Annotated in this window: 10 protein-coding genes; 9 read left to right on the top strand and 1 reads right to left on the bottom strand. The window is 60.2% G+C overall.

The window, feature by feature from the left end; translation table 11 throughout:
• Positions 1 to 11 precede the first annotated feature (11 nt).
• Positions 12 to 3569 carry a transcription-repair coupling factor gene (mfd, locus tag RS694_RS09375; RefSeq protein ID WP_029707574.1) on the bottom strand — a complete coding sequence of 1186 codons (3558 nt, stop codon included), beginning with the start codon at positions 3567 to 3569 and terminating at the stop codon, positions 12 to 14.
• 32 nt (positions 3570 to 3601) lie between these two features.
• On the opposite strand from mfd, the gene ispD reads away from it, so the two are divergent.
• The 9 genes from ispD to ispF all read left to right on the top strand — a co-directional run bounded on the left by ispD (position 3602) and on the right by ispF (position 11261).
• Positions 3602 to 4348, top strand: coding sequence for a 2-C-methyl-D-erythritol 4-phosphate cytidylyltransferase (ispD, locus tag RS694_RS09380; protein WP_037247227.1), 747 nt, complete (start codon positions 3602 to 3604; stop codon positions 4346 to 4348).
• A 77-nt stretch (positions 4349 to 4425) separates the two neighbouring features.
• Positions 4426 to 5199 (top strand): ABC transporter ATP-binding protein, encoded by a 774-nt coding sequence (locus RS694_RS09385; protein WP_029707571.1) that lies wholly within the window; start codon positions 4426 to 4428, stop codon positions 5197 to 5199.
• Positions 5200 to 5904, top strand: coding sequence for an ABC transporter ATP-binding protein (locus RS694_RS09390; RefSeq protein WP_029707570.1), 705 nt, complete (start codon positions 5200 to 5202; stop codon positions 5902 to 5904).
• Between the two features lie 34 nt (positions 5905 to 5938).
• On the top strand, positions 5939 to 7162 hold the full coding sequence (locus RS694_RS09395) for an ABC transporter substrate-binding protein (RefSeq protein ID WP_029707569.1): 1224 nt from the start codon (positions 5939 to 5941) through the stop codon (positions 7160 to 7162).
• A gap of 38 nt (positions 7163 to 7200) precedes the next feature.
• The gene (locus RS694_RS09400) at positions 7201 to 8085 is read left to right on the top strand and encodes a branched-chain amino acid ABC transporter permease (RefSeq protein ID WP_029707568.1); all 885 of its coding nucleotides are present in this window, start codon (positions 7201 to 7203) and stop codon (positions 8083 to 8085) included.
• Positions 8085 to 9041 (top strand): branched-chain amino acid ABC transporter permease, encoded by a 957-nt coding sequence (locus RS694_RS09405; protein ID WP_029707567.1) that lies wholly within the window; start codon positions 8085 to 8087, stop codon positions 9039 to 9041. Before RS694_RS09400 ends, RS694_RS09405 begins: the two co-directional genes overlap by 1 nt.
• Positions 9042 to 9367: 326 nt before the next feature.
• Complete coding sequence (locus tag RS694_RS09410; RefSeq protein WP_037247225.1) at positions 9368 to 9853, top strand: hypothetical protein; 486 nt, start codon at positions 9368 to 9370, stop codon at positions 9851 to 9853.
• A gap of 120 nt (positions 9854 to 9973) precedes the next feature.
• The gene (locus tag RS694_RS09415; protein WP_029707564.1) at positions 9974 to 10543 is read left to right on the top strand and encodes a dihydrofolate reductase family protein; all 570 of its coding nucleotides are present in this window, start codon (positions 9974 to 9976) and stop codon (positions 10541 to 10543) included.
• Between the two features lie 235 nt (positions 10544 to 10778).
• Entirely contained in the window at positions 10779 to 11261 is a 483-nt protein-coding gene (gene ispF, locus RS694_RS09420) for a 2-C-methyl-D-erythritol 2,4-cyclodiphosphate synthase (RefSeq protein ID WP_029707563.1), read from the top strand.
• The last annotated feature ends 14 nt before the right edge of the window (positions 11262 to 11275 follow it).

Here is an 11275-nt window from a genome sequence, read left to right on the forward strand (position 1 = left end):
CCATTGCCGCGTTATTGGCCAGTAGTCACCGCCTCTACCACGGGCTGTCCCAGGCTCTTGAGAATGTCGCGCACCATTTGCGCACGGTCTTTCACCTCGGGCAGCTCGCGCTCGATGCGCAGCTTTTCATTGCCGGCCAGCTTGATGTGTTTGTTCTTCTGGATCAGGCCGATGATCTTCATCGGGTCGATCGGCGGGTTTTTCTTGAAGGTGATGCTGATCACGCCGGGCGCCGCGTCCACCTTGACCACGCCATAGGGCTTGGCGATGACGCGCAGGCGGTGCACGTCGATCAGCGTCTGCGCCTGGGGTGGCAGCTTGCCAAAACGGTCGACGATTTCTTCGAGCAGGCTGTCGATCTGGTCGGGGTTCTTCGCCGTGGCCAGCTTCTTGTAGAACGACAGGCGCAGGTGTACATCGCCGCAGTAGTCGTTGGGCAACAGCGCTGGCGCGTGCAGGTTGATTTCGGTGGTGACGTTGAGCGGGCTCAACAGGTCCGGTTCCTCGCCGTTCTTGAGGCAGCGCACGGCCTCGGACAACATCTCGTTGTAGAGCTGGAAGCCCACTTCCAGCATATTGCCGCTCTGGTTGTCACCGAGCACCTCACCGGCACCGCGAATCTCCAGGTCGTGCATGGCCAGGTAAAAGCCGCTGCCCAGTTCTTCCATGGCCTGGATGGCGTCCAGACGTTGGGTTGCTTGTTTGGTCAGGCCTTCAATGTCGGGCACCATCAGGTAGGCATAGGCTTGGTGGTGGCTGCGGCCCACGCGCCCGCGCAATTGGTGCAACTGCGCCAGACCGAACTTGTCGGCACGGCTCATGACGATGGTGTTGGCCGTGGGCACGTCAATGCCGGTCTCAATAATCGTGGAGCACAGCAGCAGGTTGTAGCGCTGGGCGATGAAGTCGCGCATCACGCTTTCCAACTGCCGCTCCGGCATTTGGCCGTGGGCCACGGCAATGCGCGCCTCGGGCAACAGTTCTTCGAGCTTGGCGCGGCGGTTTTCAATCGTCTCCACCTCGTTGTGCAAAAAATAGACCTGCCCACCGCGTTTCAGCTCGCGCAGCACGGCCTCGCGGATTACGCCTGCGCCTTCGGTGCGCACAAAGGTCTTGATGGCGAGGCGGCGTTGCGGTGCGGTGGCTATGACGCTCAAATCGCGCAGGCCTTCCAGTGCCATGCCCAGTGTGCGGGGGATGGGCGTGGCAGTCAGCGTGAGCACATCAACTTCGGCGCGCAATTCCTTCATCGCTTCCTTGTGGCGCACGCCAAAGCGGTGTTCTTCGTCAATGATCAGCAGGCCCAGGTCCTTGAACTTGGTGTCCTGGCTCAGCAGTTTGTGGGTGCCGACCACGATATCGATGGTGCCGTCGGCCACGCCCTTGAGCGCAGCAGTAATTTCCTTGCCAGAGCGAAAGCGGCTCATCTCTGCCACCTTGACCGGCCACTTGCTGAAACGGTCCACCAGCGTCTGGTAATGCTGCTCGGCCAAGAGCGTGGTGGGTGCCAGAAACGCCACCTGCTTGCCACCGGTGATCGCGATGAACGCAGCGCGCAGCGCCACCTCGGTCTTGCCAAAGCCCACATCGCCGCAGACCAGGCGGTCCATCGGGCGCGGGCTGATCATGTCCTGGATGACGGCGTGGATGGCGGCCTTCTGGTCGGCGGTTTCTTCAAAACCAAAGTCGTTGGCGAAGGTTTCGTAGTCGGAGGGGCTGTAGCGGAAGGCATGGCCTTCACGCGCAGCACGGCGGGCGTAGATGTTCAGCAGCTCGGCCGCACTGTCGCGCACCTGTTCGGCGGCTTTGCGTTTGGCTTTTTCCCATTGGCCGCTGCCCAGCTTGTGCAGCGGTGCCTCGTCTGCGCTGACGCCGGTGTAACGGCTGATCAACTGCAACTGGCTCACCGGCACATAGAGCGTGGCTTTGTCGGCGTATTCCAGGTGCAGGAATTCCTGCAGCTCGGGTTCGCCCTGGGCGTTTTTGTTGCCCAGGTCCAGATTGACCAGCCCTTTGTAACGACCAATGCCGTGCGCGCTGTGCACCACCGGGTCGCCCAGGTTGAGTTCGCTCAGGTCCTTGATCAGCGCCTCGACGTCGCTGACCTGCTCCTGCTTCTTGCGTCGGCGTGTGGTGGGGCCAGTAGCAAACAGTTCGGTTTCGGTGACGAAGTCGATGCCGGTCTCTAGCCAGCCAAAGCCGACCGTCAGCGCGGCGGTGGCAATGCCGAATTTTTCATCGCTGGCCTCAAACTCGGCGAGCGAATCAAACGCCGGCGGGTTGATGCCGCTGGCGCGCAAGAAGTCCAGCAGACTTTCGCGCCGACCATCGCTCTCGGCCAGCACCAGGATGCGGTGCTGGGTGTTGCGCGCGTGGGTTTTCAGCGCAGCCAGCGGGTCTTCGGCACCGCGCACCACGCTCAAGGGGGGCAATGTCTCGATATCCACATAGTCCGTTCGCCCTGAGCCATCCAAGTCCGTTCGGTCTGAGCCTGTCGAAGACCTCGCGAGCCCTTCGACAGGCTCAGGGCGAACGGGGATTGGTCGGATCGCCAGTTGTGCATGCGCATTGGCGCGGGCGTAGAACTGCTCGGTACCCAGGAACAATGTCTCAGGCGGCAGCGCCGGGCGCTCGGGGTCGCCCTGCACCAGGCGGTAGCGGTCCTTGGTGTCCTGCCAGAAGCGCTGGAAGGCCGGTTCCAGGTCGCCGTGCAGCACCACGGTGGCATCGGCACCCACGTAGTCAAACACGGTGGCCGTTTCTTCAAAGAAAAGCGGCAGGTAGTACTCGATGCCGGCGGTCGCCACGCCGTTGCCCATGTCCTTGTAGATGCGGCTTTTGGTCGGGTCGCCGTCCAGCAGCTCGCGCCAGCGGCTGCGGAACTTGGCGCGTGCGTCGTCGTCCATCGGGAACTCTCGCCCGGGCAGCAGGCGGATTTCGGGCACGGGGTAGAGGCTGCGCTGGCTGTCGGGGTCAAACGTGCGGATGCTGTCGATCTCGTCGTCGAACAAGTCCACGCGGTAGGGCACGGGGCTGCCCATGGGGAACAGGTCGATCAGCCCGCCACGTACCGCGTATTCACCGGGGCTCACCACCTGGGTCACATGGCTGTAGCCAGCCAGCGTCAATTGCGCTTTGAGCTTGGCTTCGTCGAGCTTTTGCTTGACCTTGAACTGGAAGGTGTAGCCCGCCAGAAAGCTGGGCGGCGCCAGGCGGTACAGCGCGGTGGTGGCGGGCACGATGACCACGTCGGCACCGGTTTCCTTGTCGCGCTGGCTGATACGCCACAGCGTGGCCAGACGTTCGCTGATCAAATCCTGGTGCGGCGAAAACGTGTCGTAGGGCAGGGTTTCCCAGTCGGGGAACAGCGCGCAGCGGAGCAGGGGGGCGAAGAAGGCGATTTCTTCGAGCAGGCGCTGGGCGTCATTCGCGTCTGCGGTGACGATAACCAGCGGCAGACCGGCAGCTTTTTCGCGTTCGCCCAGGCGGGCCAGGAGCAGGGCATCGGCCGAACCGGCCGGGCGCGGCAGGGTAAACCGCTTGCCGCCTGTGAGTTTAGGTAAATCCATGGATAGCTTGATTTTAGAATGGGGCAAGCACCATGACTCCTTCTCCCTCCCATTCCCCCGAATCTTCATCTTCGCCAGACCGCCTGTGGGCCTTGATTCCCTGTGCCGGCACCGGTTCGCGCTCAGGTGCCGATGGCCCCAAGCAATACCAAGTGGTGGCGGGTCGGCCCATGGTGCTGCACACACTCGCAGCCTTTGCACAAGTGGAGCGTCTGGCAGGCACCTTGGTTGTGGTGTCTGCAGAGGACACCTTCTTTGACGCCGTCAATGCTACTGTTTTGGTAGCTGCTTGCGGAGGACCCACGCGGGCTGCAAGCGTTTTTAATGGCCTAAACGCCTTGCTGGAGCAGGGCGCAGCGCCCACCGACTGGGTGCTGGTGCACGACGCCGCGCGTTGCCTGATCACGCCCCAGCAGATCAACGCTTTGATAGATGCCTGCCTGCCCGATGCGGTAGGCGGCCTGTTGGCCCTCAAGCTGCCCGACACCCTGAAAAGCGAACGCGGTGGCCGCGTGGCGACCACGGTGGAGCGCCACGACAAATGGCTGGCCCAGACACCGCAGATGTTCCGCATAGCCGCGCTGCAACAGGCCCTGCTGGCCGCAGGCGACGCGGTGACCGATGAATCCAGCGCGCTGGAGTTCATGGGCCAGCAACCGCTGCTGGTGGAGGGCAGTGCGCAGAACTTCAAGGTGACCTACCGCCAAGACTTTGCGTTGGCCGAGGCGGTGCTGCACTCCCGTGGTGCAGCCTTGGGAAGCGGAGCTGAACGTAGCTGACTCTTTTCTGACTCTGCGTCGACTTCGGGGGTTTGCCCTTAGCGTTTTACCCGGGCTTTGCGCGCAACATCGGCGGGATGACGACAGACTTCATTCTCCAGACGCAAAAGCTCACCAAAGAGTTCAAGGGCTTTGTAGCCGTGGACAAGGTGGACTTGCAGGTGCGCAGGGGGTCTATCCATGCCCTGATCGGCCCCAACGGCGCCGGTAAAACCACTTGCTTCAACCTGCTGACCAAGTTCATCCGGCCCACGTCGGGCACCATCCTGTTCAACGGGCAGGACATCACCAATGAGGCGCCCGCGCAGACCGCACGGCGCGGCATCATTCGTTCATTCCAGATTTCGGCGGTGTTCCCGCATCTGAGCGTGCTGGAAAATGTGCGCGTGGCCCTGCAACGCAAATTGGGCACGTCGTTTCACTTCTGGCGCTCCGAAAAATCGCTGGACAGCCTGAACGAGCGCGCGCTGGAGCTGCTGCGTTCGGTCGATCTGGAGCCCTATGCCTACCTGCCCACGGTGGAACTCAGCTACGGCCGTAAACGCGCGCTGGAGATTGCCACCACCATGGCCATGGACCCTGAACTGATGCTGCTGGACGAACCCACCCAGGGCATGGGCCTGGAAGATGTGGACCGCATCCGCCAATTGATCAAGAAGGTGGCTGCCAACCGCACGGTGCTGATGGTGGAGCACAACATGAGTGTGGTCTCCAGCATTGCCGACACCATCACGGTGCTGCAGCGCGGTGCCACGCTGGCCGAAGGCCCGTACGCCGAAGTTTCGAAGAACCCCGCCGTGATTGAGGCCTATATGGGCAGTACGGACACCGAACTGGTAGGGGCCCACTGAATGAGTGCAACATTTTTGGAAGTACGCGACCTGCACGCCTGGTACGGCGAATCGCATGTATTACACGGCGTCAATTTCGACGTCAAAGAAGGCGAAGTCGTCACGTTGCTGGGTCGTAATGGCGCGGGCCGGACCAGCACCATGCGCGCCATCATGGGCCTGACTGGCAGCCGCAAAGGCTCCGTCAAGGTAATGGGCACCGAGACGATTGGTTTGGCCACGCACAAGATTGCGCGGCTGGGCATTGGCTATTGCCCGGAAGAGCGCGGCATCTTCTCCAGCCTGTCGGCGGAAGAAAACCTGATGCTGCCGCCTGAGCTGTCCAAAGGCGGCATGAGTGTGGACGAGATCTATGCGATGTTCCCCAATCTCAAGGAACGCGCCAACAGCCAGGGCACGCGCCTGTCCGGCGGCGAGCAGCAAATGCTGGCGGTCGCGCGCATTTTGCGCACCGGCGCTCGCCTGTTGCTGCTCGACGAAATTTCCGAAGGCCTCGCGCCGGTGATCGTGCAAAAGCTGGCCGAGATGGTCAAGATGCTGCGCGCCAAGGGCTACACCATCGTCATGGTGGAACAAAACTTCCGCTTCGCAGCGCCACTGGCCGACCGCTTTCTGGTCATGGAGCACGGCGAAATCCAACAGGAATTCACGCAGGCCGAATTGCCCGCGCGCTTGGCCAAGTTGCATGAGTACCTTGGCGTTTAACTTTTTCGTACCCATCTACAACGAGGAGACATCCATGAAACTGAAGAAACTGGCGAAACTGGTAACGGCATCCGCATTGACCTGCACCGCTGCATTGACATTCGGCACCTCCGCCCAGGCGCAAGTCTCGGGTGACGTGATCAAGATCGGCTTCATTACCGATCTGTCCGGCCTCTACGCCGACATCGACGGTCCTGCCGGTGCAGAAGCCATCAAGATGGCCATCGCCGATCTGGGTGGCGCGGTCAATGGCAAGAAGATTGAAATTCTGGTGGCTGACCACCAAAACAAGCCTGACGTTGCTGCCTCCAAGGCCCGCGAATGGTTTGACCAGCAAGGTCTGGACATGCTGGTGGGCGGCACCAACTCGGGCACGAGCTTGGCCATGGCCAAGGTCGCACTGGAAAAGAAAAAGCCGTTTCTCGCTATTGGTGCCGGCTCCTCTGCGCTGACCAATGACCAGTGCACGCCCTACACCATCCACTATGCGTATGACACCGTCGCGCTGGCCAAGGGCACTGCGCCCGCCGTCGTGAAGTCTGGTGGCAAGAGCTGGTATTTCCTGACGGCAGACTATGCCTTTGGCACCGCGCTGCAAGCCGATGCCACCACCGCGGTGACCAAGGCAGGCGGTACCGTTGTCGGCTCGGTGCGCGCACCGCTGGCGTCCAGCGATTTCTCGTCCTTCCTGTTGCAGGCACAAAGCAGCAAGGCCCAGATTCTGGGCCTGGCCAACGCCGGTGGCGACACCATCAATGCGGTCAAGGCGGCCAATGAATTCGGCCTGACCAAAACCATGAAGCTGGCCGGTCTGCTGATGTTCATCAACGACGTGCACTCGCTGGGCCTCAAAGCCACGCAAGGCATGTACCTGACTGACAGCTGGTACTGGAACCAATCGCCCGAATCGCGCGCCTGGAGCAAACGCTTCTTTGACAAGTTCAAACGCATGCCTTCCAGCCTGCAAGCCGCAGATTACTCGGCCGCGCAGTTCTACCTGGCCGCCGTCAAGGCCGCTGGTACCGATGATGGTGACAAGGTCATGGCCCAGATGCGCAAGTCCAAGGTCAACGACATGTACGCCAAGGGTGGCTGGATCCGTGATGACGGCACCATGATGCACGACATGTACCTGATGCAGGTGAAGACACCTGAAAAGTCCAACACACCTTGGGACTACTACAACGTGGTTGCCACGACCAAGGCCGAAGACGCGTTCCTGACCAAGGCCGAGTCCAAGTGCGCCTTGTGGAAGTAATCTGATCTTGAACTGAACTGCGACTGAACACGATCCCCATGGAAATCTTCGGCATCCCGATACAGGCCTTTCTGGGCCAACTCCTGCTTGGCCTGGTCAACGGCTCGTTTTACGCGATGCTGAGCCTGGGTCTGGCAGTCATCTTCGGGCTGCTGGGGATCGTGAATTTCGCGCACGGAGCGCTGTACATGATTGGCGCCTACGTGGCGTTTGTTGCGCTGGACAAATTTGGCATCAACTTCTGGTTTGCGCTGGTCATCTCGCCGCTGGTGGTGGGCGCGCTCGGTGTGGTCATCGAGCGTACGCTGCTTAAGCGCTTGTACAAGATTGATCCCATCTACGGCTTGCTTTTGACCTTTGGTCTAGCGCTGATTGCCGAGGGTGTATTCCGTTACTGGTTTGACGTATCGGGCCAGTCGTATCCGGTGCCCGATTTGCTGCAAGGCGCCACCAATCTGGGCTTTATGGTGCTGCCGAACTACCGCGCGTTTGTGGTGTTCGCCTCCGTCGTGATTTGCCTGTCTACGTGGTTTGTCATCGAGCGCACTCGGCTGGGTGCTTATCTGCGTGCTGGCACCGAAAACCCGACGCTGGTCCAAGCCTTCGGTATCAATGTGCCGATGATGGTGATGCTGACCTATGGCGGCGGTTGCGGTCTGGCTGCGCTGGCCGGTGTGCTGGCTGCGCCCATCATTCAGGTCACGCCGCTGATGGGCAGCAACCTGATCATCGTGGTGTTTGCCGTCGTTGTGATCGGTGGCATGGGCTCCATCCTCGGATCAATATTGACAGGCCTCGCGTTGGGCCTCATTGAGGGTTTGACCAAAGTGTTTTACCCGGAAGCTTCGAGCATCGTCGTGTTCGTGATCATGGCCATCGTGCTGATGATCCGGCCTGCCGGTCTGTTCGGTAAGGAAAAATAATGAGCACGGCTCCCGACAAAACCCAGAAACTTGGCCGTGTGGTGCTGTGGATCGCACTGGCATTGCTGGTGGCGGCGCCGTTCATTGGCCTGTACCCCGTCTTCATGATGAAGGCGCTGTGTTATGCCATCTTCGCCTGCGCGTTCAACCTGCTGCTGGGTTACACCGGCTTGCTGTCCTTCGGGCACGCGGCCTACCTGGGCGCGGCGGCTTACACCACGGGTTACCTGGTGCGATCGGTTGGCCTGTCGCCAGAACTTGGCATCATCGCCGGCACGCTGATCGCGGCGCTCTGCGGTCTGGTCATCGGGCTGATCGCCATCCGCAGGCAAGGCATTTACTTTGCCATGGTTACGCTGGCCATGGCGCAGATGATCTACTTCGTCTTCCTGCAGGCACCTTTCACCGGCGGTGAAGACGGCCTGCAAGGCGTGCCGCGCGGCAACCTTTTTGGTTTGTTTTCGCTGGCAAACGATACGGTTCTGTACTACGTGGTGCTGGCGGTGTTTGTGGCGGTGTTCCTCTTCATCATCCGCATCGTGCACTCGCCCTACGGCCAGGTGCTCAAGGCCATCCGCGAAAACGAACCGCGCGCTGTGTCTCTGGGCTACGACGTAGACCGCTACAAGTTGCTGGCCTTTGTGTTGTCCACCGCGATTGCCGGACTGGCCGGTTCGCTCAAAACCCTGGTGCTCGGCTTTGCCACGTTGAACGACGCGCACTGGTCAATATCAGGCGAGGTGATCCTGATGACCCTGCTGGGTGGCCTGGGCACCTTTGCCGGCCCGGTCATTGGTGCCTTCACCATCATCGGCCTGCAGGACTTCTTGTCCGACCGCGTAGGCTCCTGGATCAACGTGATCATCGGCGTCATCTTCGTCGTCTGCGTGGTTGCCTTCCGCAAGGGCATGGTGGGTGAGCTGCAGGCTTGGCGGCAGCGTAAGCGCGCTGGCTGATCGGGCTGTGTTGCCTGAAATTGCGGGTGCAACGCGCCCGTGGTTTGCGCTGACAGGTTTTGGGGCAATGACACCTGACTCATACTGTCAGATGTCCGGAAATCGACGGAATCCATGGCCCAAAAGCCCGCAGCATTGAACGGCCAGTCTTTGTGTAGTCGAGAGGTCCGGTTTGCGGCGGAAGCAGACGGCCGCGTCCGATGTGCGAATTGGTACTATCGGCCACAACCTGACTTTCATCATTCGCTATGTTTGGTATATCGAAGCCAAAGAAAGAACTCCTGCCGTCACCCGGCCGCTATTGCGACCTGGAGCCGCGTAGCCTCATGGATCGCCGTGAAACCCTAAATGAGATGCTGCGCCATTGGCAGCAGATTGAGCTCCGCGTAGCAATATATGCCTATGGCGAGGAATGCTTTTTGATCAGCGCAACCACCGGTACTGCTGAGGCTGGCGCGCCCATCAAACTTCAATTCACTGCCGCTGACTCAGATCTCGGCCATGCCATCTATGATCTGCTTCTGCAGTGTTATGCCCATCCTAAGGATGCCGCAGATGGATCTCTCAAAAATTGGGCAGTATTTGCCGCATCGGGAGCAAAGACGGGCAAGGCATTTGAGTCGAAATGCACTTATGTCACAGCCAAAACGATCAACACGGCCATCGTCGTTGAGGCTATCAGGCGATCGCCTCCTTCCGACACTTACGTCGGCCAACAGCTTTCTATCACCGGCGCTCCCGCAGTTCTCGGCTCTGCTGTAAAGAAGCTTGTTGCAACATTGAGGCTCTTAGACTCCCAAGATGCGCTCTAACATTCATTCGCAGCTTCACTGCGCGGCTTAATTCAGGCATTAACGACTGCTTTAAAGCGATGTGAAAGTCGGCTATCAGTCTGTAGATGCCTTAATCGCAAATTTCGAACGGAGGACACCATGGGACTCTTGACCTTCAGTATCAACGTCACCCTGGACGGTTGCGTCGACCACCAAGAAGGAATCGCCGACGACGAGACACACGACTTCTTCACCCGCCTTATGGACGAGAGCGGGGCGATGTTATGGGGCCGCGTCACCTACGAGATGATGGAGAGCTACTGGCCTGCAGTCGCACGCGGCGACGTGGAGGCACCGCCGGCGATGCGCGACTGGGCGGTCAAGCTGGAGGCCCAGCCGAAGTACGTGGTGTCCTCGACGAGAAAAGACTTCCCGTGGAACAACAGCCACCACATCGCTGGCGAACTGCGCACGGGCGTACAGAAGCTCAAGGACGCGACCCCAGCGGGCGTACTCCTCGGCAGCGGTAAGCTCGCGACCGCGCTGGACCGACTGGATCTGATCGACGAGTACAAGTTTCTCGTCCACCCCAGGATATCCGGTCACGGCCCGACCCTTTATCAGGGCGGGCTACCTAGTACTCGGCAGCTCGAGCTGGTCTCGTTAGCGCCACTTCGTAACGGTGCGGTCGCCATGCATTACCGGCGCGCCCGGCTAACAACGGATTGAAGCGAACCGTCCGCGGTGCGGTACGCCGCTAAACCTGAACGTTAAGGACCGCTATGGAGCGCTTTGAATGAGCGCTGGCAGTCTATTTCAAACCAATGGCGGTGCCCGTTCATGCGCTAATTGCTATTAATTTAGAAGCTACCTGCGCATATCCCATAAGGGCTGGAGCCCGATTTGTCTCTTGGTTGATAATTTGCCCCATCAAACCCCAAGAGTTTCAGAAAGACAAAAATCCATGAACATCCGCATTGGTGAAGGCTGGGACGTCCATCAACTGGTTGAAGGGCGCAAGCTTATTTTGGGTGGGGTGGAGATTCCCCATGACAAGGGCCTCCTGGGCCATTCCGATGCCGATGCGCTCTTGCATGCGATTACCGATGCGCTGCTGGGCGCTGCGGCCATGGGGGACATTGGCACTTTGTTCCCCGATACCGACGCGCAATTCAAGGGCGCAGACTCCACCGTGCTGCTGGCCGAGGCTGCGCGCCGCGTGCGGGCGCAGGGTTACGAGATTGGCAATGTGGACAGTACCGTGATCGCCCAGGCGCCCAAGTTGGCGCCGTACAAGGCGGCGATGCGGGACCGCATTGCGCAGGTGCTGGGCATCACGCCCGAACAGGTGAACGTGAAGGCCAAGACGGCCGAGAAGATGGGCCCCGTGGGCGAGGGGCGTGCCATGGAAGCGCGCGCTGTCATCTTGCTCACCAAAAATACCTGACCCGCGCCATGACT

It is taken from the genome of Rhodoferax saidenbachensis, from assembly GCF_001955715.1.
GTDB classification, from domain to species: Bacteria; Pseudomonadota; Gammaproteobacteria; order Burkholderiales; family Burkholderiaceae_C; genus Allorhodoferax; species Allorhodoferax saidenbachensis.

Excerpts from the sequence above, each read along its gene's own strand:
- RS694_RS09390 (WP_029707570.1), top strand. The coding sequence starts at position 5,200 with ATGAGTGCAACATTTTTGGAAGTACGCGACCTGCACGCCTGGTACGGC.
- RS694_RS09400 (WP_029707568.1), top strand. The coding sequence starts at position 7,201 with ATGGAAATCTTCGGCATCCCGATACAGGCCTTTCTGGGCCAACTCCTG.
- RS694_RS09405 (WP_029707567.1), top strand. The coding sequence starts at position 8,085 with ATGAGCACGGCTCCCGACAAAACCCAGAAACTTGGCCGTGTGGTGCTG.
- mfd (WP_029707574.1), bottom strand. The coding sequence starts at position 3,569 with ATGGATTTACCTAAACTCACAGGCGGCAAGCGGTTTACCCTGCCGCGC.
- RS694_RS09395 (WP_029707569.1), top strand. The coding sequence starts at position 5,939 with ATGAAACTGAAGAAACTGGCGAAACTGGTAACGGCATCCGCATTGACC.
- ispD (WP_037247227.1), top strand. The coding sequence starts at position 3,602 with ATGACTCCTTCTCCCTCCCATTCCCCCGAATCTTCATCTTCGCCAGAC.
- ispF (WP_029707563.1), top strand. The coding sequence starts at position 10,779 with ATGAACATCCGCATTGGTGAAGGCTGGGACGTCCATCAACTGGTTGAA.
- RS694_RS09410 (WP_037247225.1), top strand. The coding sequence starts at position 9,368 with ATGGATCGCCGTGAAACCCTAAATGAGATGCTGCGCCATTGGCAGCAG.
- RS694_RS09415 (WP_029707564.1), top strand. The coding sequence starts at position 9,974 with ATGGGACTCTTGACCTTCAGTATCAACGTCACCCTGGACGGTTGCGTC.
- RS694_RS09385 (WP_029707571.1), top strand. The coding sequence starts at position 4,426 with ATGACGACAGACTTCATTCTCCAGACGCAAAAGCTCACCAAAGAGTTC.